Annotated in this window: 18 protein-coding genes and 2 tRNA genes; 11 read left to right on the plus strand and 9 right to left on the minus strand. The window is 33.6% G+C overall.

Annotated features, from left to right (window positions below; all coding sequences use genetic code 11):
• Nucleotides 1-245 precede the first annotated feature (245 nt).
• The 4 genes from thrS to rplT all read left to right on the plus strand — a co-directional run bounded on the left by thrS (nucleotide 246) and on the right by rplT (nucleotide 3476).
• Nucleotides 246-2186, plus strand: coding sequence for a threonine--tRNA ligase (gene thrS / locus ED556_RS13655; protein ID WP_296325070.1), 1941 nt, complete (start codon nucleotides 246-248; stop codon nucleotides 2184-2186).
• A gap of 68 nt (nucleotides 2187-2254) precedes the next feature.
• Entirely contained in the window at nucleotides 2255-2767 is a 513-nt protein-coding gene (gene infC / locus ED556_RS13660) for a translation initiation factor IF-3 (RefSeq protein ID WP_296325298.1), read from the plus strand.
• A gap of 60 nt (nucleotides 2768-2827) precedes the next feature.
• Nucleotides 2828-3025 (plus strand): 50S ribosomal protein L35, encoded by a 198-nt coding sequence (rpmI, locus tag ED556_RS13665; RefSeq protein ID WP_102754533.1) that lies wholly within the window; start codon nucleotides 2828-2830, stop codon nucleotides 3023-3025.
• Between the two features lie 106 nt (nucleotides 3026-3131).
• Entirely contained in the window at nucleotides 3132-3476 is a 345-nt protein-coding gene (rplT, locus tag ED556_RS13670) for a 50S ribosomal protein L20 (protein WP_073081329.1), read from the plus strand.
• A gap of 66 nt (nucleotides 3477-3542) precedes the next feature.
• Here rplT and ED556_RS13675 read toward each other — a convergent pair whose 3' ends face one another.
• The 7 genes from ED556_RS13675 to tgt all read right to left on the minus strand — a co-directional run bounded on the left by ED556_RS13675 (nucleotide 3543) and on the right by tgt (nucleotide 11874).
• Entirely contained in the window at nucleotides 3543-4622 is a 1080-nt protein-coding gene (locus ED556_RS13675) for an adenylate/guanylate cyclase domain-containing protein (RefSeq protein WP_296325079.1), read from the minus strand.
• A 15-nt stretch (nucleotides 4623-4637) separates the two neighbouring features.
• Nucleotides 4638-5822 carry an asparagine synthetase B gene (locus ED556_RS13680; RefSeq protein ID WP_296325302.1) on the minus strand — a complete coding sequence of 395 codons (1185 nt, stop codon included), beginning with the start codon at nucleotides 5820-5822 and terminating at the stop codon, nucleotides 4638-4640.
• 151 nt (nucleotides 5823-5973) lie between these two features.
• A complete protein-coding gene (gene dnaB / locus ED556_RS13685; RefSeq protein ID WP_296325081.1) occupies nucleotides 5974-7506 on the minus strand; it encodes a replicative DNA helicase in 1533 nt (510 codons plus the stop codon).
• Nucleotides 7507-7763: 257 nt separating this feature from the next.
• Complete coding sequence (locus ED556_RS13690) at nucleotides 7764-8717, minus strand: acetyl-CoA carboxylase carboxyltransferase subunit alpha (RefSeq protein ID WP_296325084.1); 954 nt, start codon at nucleotides 8715-8717, stop codon at nucleotides 7764-7766.
• A gap of 61 nt (nucleotides 8718-8778) precedes the next feature.
• A complete protein-coding gene (locus ED556_RS13695; protein WP_296325087.1) occupies nucleotides 8779-9675 on the minus strand; it encodes a DMT family transporter in 897 nt (298 codons plus the stop codon).
• Nucleotides 9662-10741, minus strand: a complete 1080-nt coding sequence (locus ED556_RS13700; RefSeq protein ID WP_296325090.1) for an LptF/LptG family permease — start codon at nucleotides 10739-10741, stop codon at nucleotides 9662-9664. The genes ED556_RS13695 and ED556_RS13700 overlap by 14 nt, the downstream gene beginning before the upstream one ends.
• A gap of 2 nt (nucleotides 10742-10743) precedes the next feature.
• Nucleotides 10744-11874, minus strand: a complete 1131-nt coding sequence (gene tgt, locus ED556_RS13705) for a tRNA guanosine(34) transglycosylase Tgt (protein ID WP_296325093.1) — start codon at nucleotides 11872-11874, stop codon at nucleotides 10744-10746.
• A gap of 168 nt (nucleotides 11875-12042) precedes the next feature.
• On the opposite strand from tgt, the gene ED556_RS13710 reads away from it, so the two are divergent.
• From ED556_RS13710 to ED556_RS13720, 3 genes are read left to right on the plus strand one after another with little or no spacing between them, the layout of a single operon-like run.
• Nucleotides 12043-12888, plus strand: a complete 846-nt coding sequence (locus tag ED556_RS13710; RefSeq protein ID WP_296325096.1) for a transketolase — start codon at nucleotides 12043-12045, stop codon at nucleotides 12886-12888.
• Between the two features lie 36 nt (nucleotides 12889-12924).
• Nucleotides 12925-13878: a transketolase family protein gene (locus ED556_RS13715; RefSeq protein WP_296325098.1), complete on the plus strand. Its 954-nt coding sequence runs from the start codon at nucleotides 12925-12927 to the stop codon at nucleotides 13876-13878.
• A gap of 53 nt (nucleotides 13879-13931) precedes the next feature.
• Nucleotides 13932-14576, plus strand: coding sequence for a porin family protein (locus ED556_RS13720; protein ID WP_296325101.1), 645 nt, complete (start codon nucleotides 13932-13934; stop codon nucleotides 14574-14576).
• Between the two features lie 64 nt (nucleotides 14577-14640).
• Here the strand turns inward: ED556_RS13720 and ED556_RS13725 are convergent, their stop codons facing one another.
• Nucleotides 14641-15693 carry a hypothetical protein gene (locus ED556_RS13725; RefSeq protein ID WP_296325107.1) on the minus strand — a complete coding sequence of 351 codons (1053 nt, stop codon included), beginning with the start codon at nucleotides 15691-15693 and terminating at the stop codon, nucleotides 14641-14643.
• A gap of 128 nt (nucleotides 15694-15821) precedes the next feature.
• On the opposite strand from ED556_RS13725, the gene ED556_RS13730 reads away from it, so the two are divergent.
• Both ED556_RS13730 and ED556_RS13735 read left to right on the plus strand, forming a co-directional pair.
• The gene (locus tag ED556_RS13730) at nucleotides 15822-16190 is read left to right on the plus strand and encodes a S4 domain-containing protein (RefSeq protein WP_296325112.1); all 369 of its coding nucleotides are present in this window, start codon (nucleotides 15822-15824) and stop codon (nucleotides 16188-16190) included.
• A gap of 48 nt (nucleotides 16191-16238) precedes the next feature.
• Nucleotides 16239-16742: a phosphoribosyltransferase family protein gene (locus ED556_RS13735; RefSeq protein ID WP_296325116.1), complete on the plus strand. Its 504-nt coding sequence runs from the start codon at nucleotides 16239-16241 to the stop codon at nucleotides 16740-16742.
• Here the strand turns inward: ED556_RS13735 and ED556_RS13740 are convergent.
• Nucleotides 16734-17255 (minus strand): shikimate kinase, encoded by a 522-nt coding sequence (locus ED556_RS13740; protein WP_296325119.1) that lies wholly within the window; start codon nucleotides 17253-17255, stop codon nucleotides 16734-16736. The two genes, ED556_RS13735 and ED556_RS13740, sit on opposite strands and share 9 nt — an antisense overlap.
• 132 nt (nucleotides 17256-17387) lie before the next feature.
• On the opposite strand from ED556_RS13740, the gene ED556_RS13745 reads away from it, so the two are divergent.
• Nucleotides 17388-17460, plus strand: a tRNA-Lys gene (locus ED556_RS13745).
• A gap of 53 nt (nucleotides 17461-17513) precedes the next feature.
• A tRNA-Leu gene (locus ED556_RS13750) sits at nucleotides 17514-17599 on the plus strand.
• Nucleotides 17600-17628 lie beyond the last annotated feature (29 nt).

Raw genomic sequence — 17628 nt, forward strand, 5'->3', positions numbered from 1 at the left:
TATGAACTTATCACTCTAAAACATATATAAATATATCCGTTTTAGAGGCCGCAAAGATAAACCCTAAAACCAATTCAACAAGACTTTTTTTAACTTATTTTTACCCATTTCATTACAAGGCTATAAACCAAGTCTTTACACTCATAAAAACATAGAAAAATAATTCCAAGTATCTAATATTATTATTGTATGTAATAGTAATAGAATTATCTTTGCACCTTAATTTATAATAACCATAGTCCATTATGATTCAAATTACATTACCAGATGGAAGTGTAAAATCTTTCGAGAAAGGTAGTAGCGCAATTGATGTTGCTAAAAGTATTAGTGAGGGTTTAGCGAGAAATGTTATTTCTGCAAAATTCAATGATGACATCATTGAAACTACAACCCCACTCAACACAGATGGTAGCTTAACTCTTTTTACTTGGAGAGATGATAATGGAAAAAAGGCTTTTTGGCATTCTTCGGCTCACATTTTAGCACAAGCTTTAGAAGAGTTATATCCTGGTGTTAAACTTTGGGTTGGTCCTGCGATTGAAAATGGCTTTTATTACGATGTTGATTTTGGTGAAGATTCTATCTCTGAAAAGGATTTTAAAACAATAGAGAATAAAATGCTTGAGATAGCACGAGGAAAACATGATTTCAAAATGCGTTCAGTTTCTAAAGCTGATGCTCTATCGTATTATAAAGGTAAAAATGAATATAAAGTAGACTTAATTGAAGGGCTGGAAGATGGAGATATTACCTTTTGCGATCATTCTTCATTTACTGATTTATGCCGAGGTGGTCATATACCAAACACTGGTATTGTTAAGGCAGTAAAAGTTTTAAGTGTAGCTGGTGCATATTATAAAGGAGATGAAAACGAAAAACAACTGACTCGTGTTTATGGTATTTCATTTCCTAAACAAAAGGAGTTAACCGAGTATCTTCATTTATTAGAAGAAGCAAAAAAACGTGATCACAGAAAGTTAGGTAAAGAATTAGAGTTATTTACTTTTTCAAGAAAAGTTGGCCAAGGCCTTCCTTTATGGTTACCTAAAGGTGCCGCCCTAAGAGAAAGACTAGAAAACTTTTTAAAAGCCGCTCAAAAGAAAGCAGGTTACGAAATGGTGGTGACACCACATATCGGTCAAAAAGAATTATATGTGACTTCTGGACACTATGCTAAATATGGTGAAGACAGTTTTCAACCCATAAATACACCGGCAGAAGGGGAAGAATTTTTACTTAAGCCAATGAATTGTCCTCACCACTGTGAGATATATAATGCTAGACCTTTTTCGTATAAAGAATTACCCAAAAGATATGCTGAGTTTGGGACAGTATATAGATATGAACAAAGCGGTGAGCTACATGGTTTAACTAGAGTTAGAGGATTTACTCAAGATGACGCTCATATATTCTGCACTCCGGATCAGTTAGATACTGAGTTTAAAGAAGTTATTGATTTAGTGCTTTATGTCTTTGGTTCTCTTGGTTTCGAAAACTTTACAGCTCAGGTTTCTATAAGAGATCCTAAAAAACCTGAAAAGTATATTGGTAATGCTGAAAATTGGGAAAAAGCTGAAAATGCAATTATAAATGCAGCAAAAGATAAAGGGCTTAATTATGTAGTTGAAGAAGGTGAAGCTGCATTCTATGGTCCAAAGCTTGATTTTATGGTTAAGGATGCACTCGGAAGGCAATGGCAATTAGGTACGATACAGGTTGATTATAATTTACCTGAACGTTTTGATTTAACATACAAAGGAAGTGATAATGAGTTACATAGACCTGTTATGATTCATAGAGCTCCTTTTGGAAGTTTGGAGCGGTTTGTTGCAATTTTGCTAGAGCACACAGGTGGTAACTTCCCGCTTTGGCTAATGCCCGAACAAGCTATAGTGCTATCTATCAGCGAGAAATATGAAAAATACGCTGAAAAAGTTTTAAATTTGCTAGAAAATAACGAAATTCGCGCCCTCGTTGACAATAGAAACGAAACAGTAGGTAAAAAGATACGTGAAGCAGAACTGCAAAAGTTTCCTTATATGATTATTGTTGGCGAGCAAGAAGAAAATAATAATACTATTAATGTAAGAGCTCACGGCGGTGAAAACTTAGGCACGACAAGTGTAGATGCTTTTTCAGAAATAGTGAAAGAAAAGATTAAAGAAAGTTTAAAAACTTTTAAATAATAACGTTTAACTAAAATTTATAAGCCATAGCAATACGTAGAAACAGAAGGAATAACAATAGACGTGTAATTAAAGAAGATAAGCACCGAATTAATTCTAAAATAAGATCTGAAGAAGTAAGACTTGTTGGAGATAATGTTGAGATAGGAATTTATCCTACCAGAAAGGCATTATCAATAGCAGATGAACAAGGATTAGATCTTGTTGAGATTTCGCCAAATGCAAATCCACCTGTTTGTAAAGTAATGGATTATAAAAAGTTTCTTTATGAACAAAAGAAACGTGAAAAGGCGTTAAAAGCTAAAGCAACAAAAGTTGTTATAAAAGAAATACGATTTGGTCCACAAACAGATGACCATGATTATGAGTTTAAAAAGAAACATGCCATAAAGTTTCTTAATGACGGTGCAAAATTAAAGGCGTTTGTGTTCTTTAAAGGACGTTCAATTGTTTTTAAAGAGCAAGGACAAATTTTATTACTTAGGTTAGCTCAAGACTTAGAAGAATATGGAAAAGTTGAGCAGATGCCTAAATTGGAAGGTAAACGTATGATTATGTTTATCGCTCCTAAGAAAAAATAATAAACGGCTTAATATAGATTAAGCAAAAGATAATAAGCGAAACGTAAAAAATAGGAGAAAATGCCTAAAATGAAAACTAAATCGAGTGCTAAGAAACGTTTCAAACTAACTGGCACTGGTAAGATTAAAAGAAAGCACGCTTTTAAGAGTCATATATTGACAAAAAAATCTAAAAAGCGTAAGCTTGCGTTGACTCATGATACATTAGTACATAAGTCTGACGAGGATAATGTTAAAACAATGTTGCGTTTAAAGTAATATAAGTTTTAACCGGTTAAAATAATTTTATAAACCCTGGAGTTAGGCAAAAGAATTTAGCAAGTGTCGTTTTTAGACCGCCTACTACAAAAAACAATTAAAAGAAATGCCAAGATCAGTAAATTCAGTTGCTAAAAGAGCCAGAAGAAAAAAGGTTCTTAAACAAGCAAAAGGTTATTGGGGAAGACGTAAAAACGTTTGGACAGTAGCCAAAAATGCGGTTGACAAAGCGATGCAATATTCGTATAGAGATCGCAGGAACAAAAAGAGAACATTCCGTGCATTATGGATTATGCGTATAAACGCAGGTGCTAGACAGCATGGTATGAGCTATTCAAAATTTATGGGTAAATTAAAGGCTAATAATATCGAATTGAACCGTAAGGTACTTGCAGATTTAGCTATGAATCACCCAGAAGCTTTTGAAGCTATAGTAAACAAAGTTAAATAAGGCGTTTAGCCAAATTAATAACAACATTTCGCTTAAAAAAACCCAACTTTAATAAAGTTGGGTTTTTTATTCGCTATAATTAATAGCATAGATTTTTAAGCGCTCTTGCTTACCTCTAAGTTCTATATCCTGAGATATGAGTTCGTAATGGGTATCGGATATATTGAGTTTGGTCAATACAGACTCTGATACTAATAGCTTTTTACCATAACTGTTACAAAGACTTTGTATTCTAGATGCTGTATTAATGACATCACCATGGAAAGCCAAATCCTTTTTAACTGTACCAACCTCAGCTACCATGAGTTTTCCAAAGTGAATACCTGCTTTAAACTCTGGCATAAAACCATACTTAGTATTATAGTAGGCTTTCTTTTTCTTTAGCTTTGACTGAAACGCATAAAACAAGTTTATACAATTGTTACGATGAAACCCTTTTCTTGAAGGCCAATAAATAACGGCTTCATCACCAACATATTGATACACTTCAGCATCATACCTACCAAGCGTAATGTTTAGGTCAATAAAACAATCTTGTATAAACTGGCTATACATCTTATGACCTATGTGTTCAGCAATTTTGGTTGAGTCTTTTAAATCAATGAACATAAGTACACGTTCTTGCTCTTTTGGGCGCTTGTATGTACCGAGAAGAACTTGAATAAAATTACCACGACCAAATCTATCATTTGCTAAACGTATTAAAGAAAAAACAACAGATGCGATAACAAAATATACAACTGTGGTCCAGAAACGAAGATTGGTTTTCCACCAACCATTATCATTAGACAAATCTCTATCTAATTCTATCTCTAATAAAAATGAACTCGCACTTAATATAATTACTATAAGAATAAAATAGACAATTGACTTAAATATAATACTCAAACCTAGTATTAACCTTTTACTTAAGCGGTCAAAAATAAACTCGATGATGGTATAAAAAACACTTACTATTAATCCTATAAGTATTGAGAAGAAGTAATATTCTCTAATTGGAAGGTATAATCGTTCTTCATCAGTAAACAATTTTAACTGATTTTCTAAACCATTATATCTTAATGCAGTTAACAGAACAAATGCTATTGTCCAGAAAACTACTGAAATTAATAGGAGTCGAAAAAAAGATTTGAGTTTATAAGACATTTTTATTATTCAAAATTATGTCTTTTGTTTCTTTTTCTTAGCTGCAGGAAACAAAACATTATTGAGTATTAATCTGTAACCTGGTGAAGTTGGGTGCAAATCTAATTCTGTTTTTGGGTCTCCTACTCTATGTGTATAATCTTCAGGATCATGACCACCATAAAACGTGAAAAAGCCTTTTCCTTTTATGCCATGTATGTATTTGGCTTCTCCGTTAGTTCTGTTTTCGCCCATAACCAGGACATTAGACTTTATTTCATCTCTTGTAAACGAAGTTGTTTGCCCCATAAATCCTTTTACTAAAGCTGTATGATTTTGAGTAAGCATTGTTGGTATTGGGTCCCATTTTGCAGAATACTCCATCAAGGAAAAGTAATCAGTTGATTTAGGTATACGACGTTTTCGCGTCATATCTATTGATGAAAACTCATAAATATTTGGACTACGTTCTAAAACATAATTTTTGAAAGCAAATGTTCTACTATAATCTATTTTATTTTGGTAGGCAGGATCACTACCATCACCATCAAACATGGGTTCACAGATATCTACACCTTCTGCAGAAAGTGCAATATCAAAGCTATCTGTTGCAGAACACATCGCAAACATAAAACCACCACCAACGACATAGTTTTTAATCTTCAAAGCGACGTCTAACTTAGCATCAGAAACCTTGGTGTACCCAAGTTTACGAGCTAAGGCCTCAGCTTCTTTTTTCTCTTTTATATACCATGCTGCTGATCGGTATGTTCTATAGAATTTACCATATTGTCCTGTAAAATCTTCGTGATGTAAGTGTAACCAGTCATATAATAACAATTCGTCATTCAAAACCTCTTCATCATAAACTGTTTCATAAGGAATCTCGGCATAGGTCAATACCATTGTAACAGCATCATCCCAAGGTTGTTTACCATAAGGTGTATACACTGCTATTTTAGGTGCTTTTTCTAAAACAACGGCTTCTTGGTTTACCGCAGGGCTTGCAATATCTTCAAGAATTTGTGCTGCTTGACCATCAGAAATTACTTCAAAAGACACACCTCTAATCTGACATTCGCGCTGAATAATTTCTGCATCAGGTAGTAAGAACGAACCACCACGATAATTAAGTAACCACTTTACCTTTAATTCGCGTTGTAAAGTCCAAAATGTAACTCCGTATGCCTTAAGATGGTTTTCTTGTGATTCTGCATCCATAGGAATAAGTATATAGGACGCATAAGACGAATAACCAAGAAAAAACAGCAGCACTAAGAGAATATATCTTTTCAATTTCATCATTTTAAAAATGAAAGATACTCAAAAAACAATACTAACAGAAGTGTTTAAAAGATAATTAACAAGTGCATTAGAATGGTACACCATCATCATCAGGAGCATCAAATGCATCAGAAGCAGATGGGAAGCTATCTGGCTTGAAGGTATCATCGTTTGCCGCAGCGTTCATCTTTGAGTGGAACTCTCCGAATGGTGTGTCGAAATCATCGAGATTATCAAACTTACCAAGATGACCAATAAACTTAAGTCTAATATTATCTAAACCACCATTTCTGTGCTTTGCAACGATAAATTCGGCTTGGCCTTCAGTTGGTGAGCGTTCTTCATCATCCCATTCATCAATCTTATAGTATTCTGGTCTGTAAATAAATGAAACAATATCTGCATCTTGCTCGATAGCACCAGATTCACGTAAGTCTGATAACAATGGGCGTTTACTGCCTCCACGTGTTTCGACAGCACGTGACAACTGAGATAAGGCTATTACCGGAACATTCAATTCCTTAGCCAAAGCTTTTAAGTTACGAGATATAGTAGAGATTTCTTGTTCACGGTTTCCTCCTTTTTGGCTTCCTCCAGCCGTCATCAATTGAAGGTAATCAATTACAATTAACTTTATACCGTATTGTGATGCTAAACGACGTGCTTTTGCTCTTAAATCGAATATAGATAACGAAGGTGTGTCATCAATAAATAATGGTGCTTTCTCAAGTGTTTTAACTTTTACATTTAGTTGTTCCCACTCGTGTTTTTCAAGCCTTCCAGTTCTTAATTTTTCAGAAGAAAGCCCAGTTTCACTAGAAATTAAACGTGTAATTAATTGAACCGACGACATCTCCAAGGAGAAAAATGCCACTGGTATACCACTATTTACTGCAATGTTTCTAGCCATTGTAAGTGTTAATGCGGTTTTACCCATACCTGGACGAGCCGCCACAATAACTAAGTCACTCGGTTGCCAACCCGAGGTTAATTTATCGAGCTTATCAAAACCTGATGGTATGCCACTGAGACCTTCTTTATTAGAAATTTCTTCAATTTTCTTTTTAGCTTGAATTACTAAACTCTGAGCGGTTTCAGTTGATTTTTTTACGTTGCCTTGCGTAACCTCGTATAATTTTGCTTCGGCATTGTCTAATAAATCAAAAACGTCTTTAGTTTCATCATAAGCTTCTTCAATAATTTCGTTTGAAATTTTTATGAGACTTCTTTGAATATATTTTTGAAGAATAATACGTGCATGAAACTCAATATGCGCCGAAGACGACACACGTTGTGTCAAAGAAATAAGATAGAAATCGCCGCCAACCAAATCTAATTTTTCATCTTTTCGCAATTGTGTCGAAACTGTTAATAAATCTACAGGTTCACTGTTTTCGAAAAGCTTGAAGATGGCTTCAAAGATATATTGGTGCGCTTCTTTATAAAAGGCTTCTGGACTTAAGATATCTATGACCTCATCAACTCCTTTTTTGTCAATCATCATGGCGCCCAAAACCACTTCCTCAAGGTCAAGCGCTTGAGGTGGTATCTTTCCCTTTTCTAGGCTAATTAAGGAACTCGTATCTATTTTATAGCCTTTAACTGGGTTAGGTTGCTTCATTATATGGTGACTGAATTAGTTGCTTTAATTTACGAATTTTAATCCATAAATTAAAGTTGGTTGTGTTGATTTAGCTCAGATTAATTGCGGTTACGAATGTAACTAAAAGCTTTCTAAAATATCAATTATGATAATACAGAATCGTCAACAATCCATCAACATTTTAACTGTTAATAACTTGAAAATATTGTTAATAGCGCATAAAAAAACTGAAGCAAAAATGCTTCAGTTCTTTCTATCTACTATATTATATCGTATTAAGATTTAAAAACACCCATCTCGGCATATTTATCCATACGTTGATTTACCAAATCTTTTGGTGATAAGTTTTTAAGCTCGTCGTGAGCTTTTACAATGGCGTCTCTAACAGCTAAAAATGTTTTCTCTCTGTCTTTATGTGCGCCACCTAGTGGTTCTTTAACGATTTGGTCAACAAGCTTCATGCGTTTCATATCTTTGGCTGTAAGCTTTAAAGCATCAGCAGCTTGCTCTTTGTACTCCCAACTGCGCCATAAAATTGATGAGCAAGATTCCGGAGATATTACAGAATACCACGTGTTTTCTAACATTAAAACTTTATCTCCTACACCGATACCTAATGCTCCACCAGAAGCACCTTCACCAATAATAACTGCTATAATTGGCACTTTAAGACGCGTCATTTCAAGGATATTTCTTGCTATAGCTTCACCTTGTCCTCGCTCTTCGGCCTCTAATCCTGGATAAGCACCCGGCGTATCTATTAAAGTTACTACTGGTATTCCAAACTTTTCAGCAGACTTCATTAAACGTAACGCTTTACGATAGCCTTCTGGATTAGACATCCCAAAATTTCTATATTGTCTAGTTTTAGTATTGAATCCTTTTTGCTGACCAATAAACATATAAGATTGATCTCCAATCTTTCCAAGGCCACCAATCATTGCCTTATCGTCCTTTACATTTCTATCTCCATGAAGCTCTAAAAACGAATCTCCACATAAAGCCTTTATATGATCTAATGTATATGGTCTATCTGGGTGACGCGATAATTGTACACGTTGCCAAGCCGTAAGATTTTTATAAATCTCTTTTTTTGTTTCAAGAAGTTTCTTCTCAATTTGCTTGCATGTTTCGGTAACATCAACATCACTTTCATCTCCAATAACCTTGCATTTTTGTAATTGGTCTTCTAGCTCTTTTATGGGTAATTCAAACTCTAAATATTCCATACAATTTGAAGTTGTTTTTTTAGTTAGTTAAGTGTACAAATATATAAACTTTAATCGGTAATTAACTTTCTTTTAGTTTTCTACTTTTTCTATTCTTTAATATAGCATCCATAATTAAGGTTAAGATAATTATACATGCTCCGATATAAAACTGAGAGGACATTTTCTCGGTCTCCGGAAAGATGATAAGTGCTAAAATAATTCCATAAACTGGTTCCAAGTTATAACTCAATATTACAGTGTAAGGTGATATATATTTCATAACCTCAACAGCACCAATAAACGCATATGCCGTGCATACCGATGCCAGAATAAAAATACAAATCCAATCCACCTTATCTAGTGTAAAAAATTCTGTATTAAATCTTATTCCTGAAAAATAGATAAGTACTGTTAAAAACAATACACCACTTATAAACTCATAAAACGAAATCACAGTTGCGTTATAATTTTTGATGAATTTTCCATTTATCACTGCAAAAAGAGTAGATAACAAAGCTGAAAGTAAGCCAAGGATAATTCCGTTTAAATATTTGAGTTCACTACTGGTGATTAAAAAAACACCTACAATAACAATTACACCAAATAGAATTTCGAAAATCTGAATTCTCCTCTTAAAGAAAAGCGGTTCAACAAAAGAAGCAAAAAAAGCACCAGAAGAAAACATAGCTAAAGCTATAGATACATTAGATTGCTTAATAGACTCAAAAAAAGTAAACCAATGCAATGCAATTAAGATTCCAGCTCCAGAAAATTGCAATATTGCTTTTTTAGACACCTTTATATTAAGCTTGATGATCTTAATGTATAAGAACATTAAGATTGTGGCAATTGCCATTCTATACCATACAATTTCACTTGCACCAATTGAAATTTTTTTACCTAATATGGCAGTAAAACCAGCAATAAAAACTAGAAAATGGAGATGCAAATAGTGTTTTAGATTACCTTTTAGCATTGTACAAAAGGTAAATGGCAAGAATACCAAAAATTATGTTTGGAAACCAGACAGCAATAATAGGGTCGAAATTAGACTGTTCAGCCATGACCCCAAAAATTTTATCGAAAAAGACATATATCATAGCTATGGTAATACCGAATGCTAAGTTAACTCCCATTCCACCTCGCCGTTTAATCGAGGAAACGGCTACGGCAATAATAGTTAAAATAAATACTGAAACTGGCAAACTCCATTTCTTATATTTTACTACTTCATAGCGTCCAATATTAGATGAACCTCTTGCTTTTTCCTTATCAATAAAATCAACTAATTCATGATATAATTTTGTTTCGGCTATATAATTTACGGGGGTTAAATCGTCCACATCAAAAGAAAACCTAACATTAATTTTACTCTTTTGTTCTACAGTTACATTACCAAGACTATCATAGACTCTTTTATAATAGCCATTAAGAACAAAAGTTGTGTCCTCTTCCTTATATCTTAAACTATTAGCAAATACTTTATATTCTAAACGATTGTCCTTAAAATGCTCTAGTGCAAAATTTTGACCACGTTTAGATTTAGGATCAAATGAACTTATATAAATAATATCGTTGTCTGTTATCCGCCTATACACATCTTTAGTATCTTGGATTTTTTTATTTCTTGATAAGTATTTGTATCTAAATTCATTGTAACCTTTACTAGCTTTTGGCGCTAAAAACATTCCAAGAATCAGTGCACAAATGGCAATAATTGTTGCACCGATTAAATAAGGTCTCAAAAACCTTGAAAATGAAACTCCTGAACTTAAAAACGCTACAACCTCTGTATTATTAGCAAGCTTTGATGTAAAAAATATCACCGATAAAAACAAGAATAACGGGAATAGCAAATTGGCAAAATAGATTGTAAAGTTTAATAGGTATTCTGCAATCTCATTAAAACCAGCATCACTATCAATAATTTTACCAATTTTCTCAGCCATATGAACCATAATGGCTATTGGAATAAACAATAGCAACATCATTAAAAAAGTAAATAGATATCTCTTAAGTATGTACCAATCTAATATTTTCATGTTTACAAACGCTTATCCATTTGTTTCACCATTTTATCTTTCCAAGTTCTAAAATCACCATTACTAATATGTTTTCTGGCTTCTCTCACTAGCCATAAATAAAAACCTAAGTTATGTATGGTAGCAATTTGTTTTCCAAGTAATTCATTTACAGTAAATAAATGTCGTAAATACGCCTTACTATACTCGGTGTCTACAAATGTAATTCCCATGTCATCTATAGGTGAAAAGTCATCTGCCCATTTTCTATTCTTGATATTTATAGTTCCATGAGCTGTAAACAACATTCCATTTCTAGCATTTCGGGTAGGCATAACACAATCAAACATATCTACACCTAACGCAATATTTTCTAAAATATTTATTGGTGTGCCAACACCCATTAAATATCGTGGTTTATCTTCTGGTAAAATACCACAAACCAATTCTGTCATTTCGTACATTTCTTCAGCAGGCTCTCCAACGGATAGACCGCCAATGGCATTACCTTCGGCACCTGCATTAGCTATATACTCGGCTGATTGTTGTCTTAAATCTTTATAAGTACTACCTTGAACAATAGGAAAGAAGGTTTGTGAATAATCGTACTTAAATGGTACCTTTTTAAGATGCTCAAGACAGCGATCTAGCCACCGATGCGTCATATGCATAGAACGCTTTGCATAATTGTAATCACAAGGGTAAGGCGTACACTCATCAAAAGCCATGATAATATCAGCACCTATACTACGTTGAATTTCCATCACATTCTCTGGTGTGAAAAAGTGCGTACTTCCATCAATATGAGATTTGAACTTTACACCTTCTTCTTTGATCTTTCTATTTGCCGAAAGCGAATACACTTGGTAACCACCAGAATCAGTTAGGATATTTCTATCCCAATTCATAAACTTATGTAAACCACCAGCTTGTTCTAATATTGGAGTTTGCGGTCTTAAATAAAGATGGTATGTATTCCCGAGTATTATATCTGGGTTGATATCATTTTTCAGTTCACGCTGATGCACCCCTTTTACACTAGCAACTGTCCCAACAGGCATAAAAATTGGTGTTTCTATCGTTCCGTGATCTGTTGTAATTACACCAGCTCTCGCCTTGCTATTAGTATCTTTTGCAATCTTTTTAAACTCCATAAACCAGTTGTGAATGGGCAAATATAATTAACTCATTTTCATAAGCTCTTAATTAATTTTAAAATTGTTAGCAATTAAGCAAAATCGTTAATAACTGGCATATTACAAACTTTGCCACACCTATCTAATCCACTATTTTTGGCGTATAAAATTTTCAAGTCATTTAATATGCCAAATATTCAAGAATTAAAAGATTTAACTACTCAAGTTCGTAGAGACATTCTACGTATGGTACATAAGGTTAATTCAGGTCATCCTGGTGGATCTCTAGGTTGTGCTGAGTTTTTTGTAGCACTATATCAAGACATCATGGAAAGAAACGATGGGTTTGATATGGATGGAAAAGGTGAAGACTTATTTTTCTTATCCAACGGGCATATTTCACCTGTTTATTATAGCGTACTGGCACGCTCAGGGTATTTTCCTGTTGATGAACTCAACACATTTAGATTAATTGACTCAAGACTTCAAGGTCACCCAACAACTCACGAAGGGTTACCTGGTGTGCGAATTGCATCTGGTTCTCTTGGTCAAGGAATGTCAGTTGCAATAGGTGCTGCTGAAGCGAAAAAGCTTAACAATGATCATCATGTGGTTTACAGCCTGCATGGTGATGGTGAGCTACAAGAAGGACAAAATTGGGAAGCCATTATGTATGCTGCTGCTAGAAAAGTTGATAATTTGATTGCAACAGTTGATTTAAATGGTCAACAAATTGATGGTTCTACTGATGACGTTTTACCTCTTGGAAGTGTAAAAGGTAAATTTGAAGCATTTGGTTGGACTGTTATTGAAATAGAAAACGGAAATGATATAGCATCTATTCTTGATGGAATGGAAAAAGCAAAATCGTTGTTAGGTCAAGGAAAACCTATATGTGTGCTTTTGAAAACCGTAATGGGTAATGGCGTTGATTTTATGATGCATACACATGCTTGGCATGGTAAAGCTCCAAATGATGAGCAACTGGAGATTGGATTATCACAAAACGCAGAAACCTTAGGAGATTATTAAACCCATTTTAGATTTAAGAACTACGATTTTAATTTTATGAAAACATACGAAAACACAGGAAATAAAGACACTAGATCCGGTTTTGGAGCAGGATTAACCGAACTTGGAAAAACCAATGAAAATGTTGTAGCTCTATGTGCCGACTTAACGGGTTCCTTAAAAATGGATGAGTTTAAAAACAATCATCCAGAACGTTTTTTTCAAGTTGGAATTGCGGAGGCAAACATGATTGGTATAGCTGCTGGTATGACTATTGGCGGCAAAGTACCTTTTACTGGTACTTTTGCAAATTTTTCAACTGGACGAGTTTATGACCAAATTCGTCAGAGTGTAGCATATTCTGATAAAAATGTGAAAATATGTGCGTCACATGCTGGTATTACATTAGGAGAAGATGGTGCCACGCACCAAATTCTTGAAGATATTGGTCTAATGAAAATGTTACCAGGAATGACAGTAATAAATACTTGTGATTTTAACCAAACCAAAGCTGCAACGCTAGCTATTGCCGAGCATCATGGTCCGGTATATTTAAGATTCGGTAGACCTAAAGTGCCAAACTTTACACCTGAAAATCAAAATTTTGAAATTGGTAAAGCAGTAAAACTAACAGATGGTAATGATGTTACAATTGTTGCTACAGGTCATTTAGTTTGGGAAGCATTAGAAGCTGCAAAAGCTTTAGATTCTGAAGGAATTTCTGCTGAAGTTATTAATATCCACACTATAAAACCTCTTGATAGTGAAGCCATAATACAATCTGTATCTAAAACTAAATGTATAGTAACGGCCGAAGAACATAACCATCTTGGAGGATTGGGAGAAAGTGTGGCAAGAGTATTATCTCAACACCAACCAACACCTCAAGAATACGTTGCTACTAACGATACTTTTGGCGAATCTGGAACTCCAGCTCAGCTAATGGATAAGTACGGATTAAACAGCAAAGCAATAATAGAAGCTTCAAAAAAAGTTATAAAAAGAAAATAACTTGAGTTTGGCAACGTTTTTGTTAAAGTATTCTAAATCAAAAACGAATAATCATGAAAACTCTAAAAAAAACTTACAATTTTTTTAATCACGAACTTTCTAAAGCAAACAGGCTTTGCTTTGCATTCATTCTTACTTTAGCTTTTTCAATTGGCTCCTATGCACAAAGCGGCAGTGGATTTGGTATTAAAGCAGGATTAAATTACGGTGGAAATGGAGATTACTTCCAATCTATTAGTAATAATTTTGAGAATCCTGACCAAAACATCGGGTTCCACTTTGGTGTTTTTGGCAAACTTGGTAACAAGATTTATTTCAGACCAGAACTTGTGTATTCTAAAGTGAAAAGTGATTATGATGCTGGTGATTTTGATATGCAAAAACTTGATTTACCACTTTTAGTAGGTGTAAAAGTTTTAGGTCCTCTTAATGTCTTTGCTGGACCGTCATTGCAATATATCTTGGATACTGACGATGGTTTTAGCGCACTTAATATAAGTGATATAGACAACGACTTTAGTGTAGGCCTTAACTTTGGTATTGGAATTAACCTTAATAGATTAGGTATTGATTTAAGATACGAGAGAGGATTTAGTGATAACGAAGCAACGTTTATTGACAATAATAATTTAATATCACTTGACAGATTAGACACTAGACCAGAGCAGTTAATCTTAAGTTTATCTTATAAGATATAAATGTCAATCTTTGAAATAAAAAAACCGCTAGTGATTATCTAGCGGTTTTTTTTTAATCGTTATTCTAATTGTCTTCGCTGTAATCTTCGGTTATATCTTCATCCAAATAGTCTGGTTCACCATTCATGTCTGTATCTACAATAGTTCCAGTAGTTAGAGTAACAACACCCATGTCAACAGTTCGCGTTAATTCGAATTCATTAGTTGCTAAAATTGGATCAGAATCTCCCACATTAAAGATATATTCTGTACGCATTAGCTCATTTATTGTTAGGACACCATCACCATCATCATCTGGATCAACATAATTTACAATATTATCTTCATCAGTATCTTCATCAAAAGTACTTAAATCTCCATTCAAATCTTCTACATATGAGGGTATACCATCTTCATCATGATCAACGACCTGCGATTGAAAAAGTGTAAACTTAAACATCAAATTAGAATAAGAAGGTATGCCTAACAATTGTGTAGAAAAATAAGCCAAACCAGACGGAAGAAACATAATACCAAAACCGTAATTATTATATTCTACAGTCGGTCCAGTAGTAAAACTTTCAGCAGTATTAAACTCTGGAAAAACACGTTGCCAACCTGTGATAACTCCACCGCCATTTACTCCAAACCCAACCAAATTAAAATCTGCAGGAGTTACAGCACTATCAAATACTGAATCTTCATCATTAGTATCAATCTCATCTTCAAAATTAGGAATTAATCGTCCTTCATATTCTACTCGAACAGCATCAGTGAAGTTAGGAGATTCTTCTCCTCCACCCTGATTAATTTTTAAGATATAGTATTCATATACGGTATCTTCAAACGTAGTTGTTCTAGTTTCAACGGCATCAATTAAAAGTGTATGGTTAGCCGGTACAGTGGTTAATAAGGTATCGATAATAATATCTTCGACTTCAGGGTTTACTAATCCAGCAAGTTCTCCACTATTATAAAAGTGGGTCTGCAAATACTCAAGTATTAATGCTTTATCAGTAGTCTGTTGTTCAGTTCGATCTCTGTCTTCTACAGGAATAAAATCTGGGTCATCTGGAGAACATGCTACAATTATTACTGCTAATAGTAAAAAGTATAGACTAAGATTTCTTAATTTCATATCATTATTTAATTCAAGTTTGCGTATCTACACAAATCAAGTTCAATTATTGCTTTTTTTAAAGGCGCAAGATACAATAATATAATATTTTTGTACAAATAGATTAACGCAGTTTTTAGTTAAAATGTATGCGTATAGATAAGTATTTATGGTGTGTTAGGTACCTAAAAACCCGAAATCAAGCAACTATTACTTGCAAAAAAGGACAGGTGAAGGTTAATGATAGTGTTGTAAAGCCAAGTAGAGAAGTTTATATAGGTGATATAATTTCCTTACGAAAAAATCAAATTAACTATAAGATCAAGGTTAATGATATACCTCCAAACAGAGTTGGCGCTAAATTAGTTGATATATATAGGACAGATTTAACGCCAAAATCTGAATTTGAATCCTTGGAATTACTTAAGTTTAGCAAAGATTATTATAGAAAAAAAGGTACTGGAAGACCAACTAAAAAGGATAGACGTTCTTTAGATAACTATTATGAAGAAGAATGATAAACTACTGACTCAGTATTATTTAATATAAATTATAAAAACAGTCTTATGGTAAAAGAAAAAAGCATCATATTAAATCATCAAGAAATTCAGCACAAAATTAAACGCATTGCATACCAGATTTACGAAAGTAATGTGAATGAAAAGGTTTTAATAATTGCTGGAGTAGAAGAAAATGGATATTTGTTGGCCAAAAAAATTAAATTACAACTTGATAAAATTTCGTCCATAGATTCTAAACTTTGTAAGGTTTTTATAAACAAAAAATCACCACTTGATTCAATAGAGACTTCTATTAAACCTACAGATTATGCTAATAAATCTATTATACTGGTAGATGATGTACTAAACTCTGGTAGTACATTAATTTATGGTGTTAGACATTTTTTAAGTGTACCAATAAAACAATTTAAAACAGCAGTTTTGGTAAACAGGAATCACAAGAAATTTCCTGTTAAAGCCGATTACAAAGGCATATCTTTATCGACTTCTCTTAATGAGCATGTTAATGTAAATCTTGGTAAACAACCTTATGAAGCTTATCTAGATTAAATGAAAGAGTATGTCTTCGATTATTGCCTCTACAGATTTATTATCTGTTACAATGGTATAGTTACTTTGGGAATAAAATTGTGACCGCTCGAACAAATGTTTCCCTATAAATTCCTGGATTTCTGATTTTGAACTAATATGACTTAATAAAGGACGTTTAGATTTTTCAGATATTAATCGCTCAGTTAGAGTTAAAATAGAAGCCTTAAGATAAAACGACTGAATAGTATCATTTCTTAAAATGAGTTCTAAATTATTTGAGTAGCATGGTGTTCCGCCACCTAACGAAATTACTAAATTGGATTTTTTATCAAGCAGTTCTTTTAGATATTTGGTCTCAATTTTTCGGAAAAATATTTCGCCTTTGTTTTCAAATAATTCTGAAATTGAACTCGCTTCTTTTTCAGAAATGTAATCATCTAAATCGATGTAATCAAAGTCAATCACTTTAGATAAATGACTACCTATCAGAGACTTTCCAGAGCCCATATAACCCATTAAAACGATTATCATAATTGTATAAAAATTGATTGCAAAATTCAGATCTAATTTCGAAACAAAAAAACAAAAAATTTAATATAAAAAAGCATTGTTTTATTAATTAAACATTTTATATTTGCACCCTCGTTTAGAGAAACACTTATTGACTTGGTAGCTCAGTTGGTAGAGCATCTCCCTTTTAAGGAGAGGGTCCTGGGTTCGAGCCCCAGCCAAGTCACTTTAGTTAAGCAAATTTGCTTAACTTTTTTTTTATATTTACCTCACTATTATGCGCACGTGGCGGAATTGGTAGACGCGCTGGCTTGAGGGGCCAGTGACCGTTTTAGGTCGTGGAAGTTCGAGTCTTCTCGTGCGCACAATCATTCATCTACAGTTACTCTTAGTT

Origin of the sequence: Winogradskyella sp. (assembly GCF_003712105.1) — a bacterium.
Classification (GTDB): Bacteria; Bacteroidota; Bacteroidia; order Flavobacteriales; family Flavobacteriaceae; genus Winogradskyella.

Bases quoted from the DNA above. Each gene is read 5' to 3' on its own strand.
- thrS (WP_296325070.1), top strand. From the start codon at position 246: ATGATTCAAATTACATTACCAGATGGAAGTGTAAAATCTTTCGAGAAA.
- ED556_RS13690 (WP_296325084.1), bottom strand. From the start codon at position 8,717: ATGGAATATTTAGAGTTTGAATTACCCATAAAAGAGCTAGAAGACCAA.
- ED556_RS13715 (WP_296325098.1), top strand. From the start codon at position 12,925: ATGAAAACATACGAAAACACAGGAAATAAAGACACTAGATCCGGTTTT.
- rpmI (WP_102754533.1), top strand. From the start codon at position 2,828: ATGCCTAAAATGAAAACTAAATCGAGTGCTAAGAAACGTTTCAAACTA.
- ED556_RS13730 (WP_296325112.1), top strand. From the start codon at position 15,822: ATGCGTATAGATAAGTATTTATGGTGTGTTAGGTACCTAAAAACCCGA.
- dnaB (WP_296325081.1), bottom strand. From the start codon at position 7,506: ATGAAGCAACCTAACCCAGTTAAAGGCTATAAAATAGATACGAGTTCC.
- ED556_RS13695 (WP_296325087.1), bottom strand. From the start codon at position 9,675: ATGCTAAAAGGTAATCTAAAACACTATTTGCATCTCCATTTTCTAGTT.
- tgt (WP_296325093.1), bottom strand. From the start codon at position 11,874: ATGGAGTTTAAAAAGATTGCAAAAGATACTAATAGCAAGGCGAGAGCT.
- ED556_RS13740 (WP_296325119.1), bottom strand. From the start codon at position 17,255: ATGATAATCGTTTTAATGGGTTATATGGGCTCTGGAAAGTCTCTGATA.
- ED556_RS13700 (WP_296325090.1), bottom strand. From the start codon at position 10,741: ATGAAAATATTAGATTGGTACATACTTAAGAGATATCTATTTACTTTT.
- ED556_RS13720 (WP_296325101.1), top strand. From the start codon at position 13,932: ATGAAAACTCTAAAAAAAACTTACAATTTTTTTAATCACGAACTTTCT.
- ED556_RS13710 (WP_296325096.1), top strand. From the start codon at position 12,043: ATGCCAAATATTCAAGAATTAAAAGATTTAACTACTCAAGTTCGTAGA.
- ED556_RS13680 (WP_296325302.1), bottom strand. From the start codon at position 5,822: ATGGATGCAGAATCACAAGAAAACCATCTTAAGGCATACGGAGTTACA.
- ED556_RS13725 (WP_296325107.1), bottom strand. From the start codon at position 15,693: ATGAAATTAAGAAATCTTAGTCTATACTTTTTACTATTAGCAGTAATA.
- ED556_RS13675 (WP_296325079.1), bottom strand. From the start codon at position 4,622: ATGTCTTATAAACTCAAATCTTTTTTTCGACTCCTATTAATTTCAGTA.
- rplT (WP_073081329.1), top strand. From the start codon at position 3,132: ATGCCAAGATCAGTAAATTCAGTTGCTAAAAGAGCCAGAAGAAAAAAG.
- ED556_RS13735 (WP_296325116.1), top strand. From the start codon at position 16,239: ATGGTAAAAGAAAAAAGCATCATATTAAATCATCAAGAAATTCAGCAC.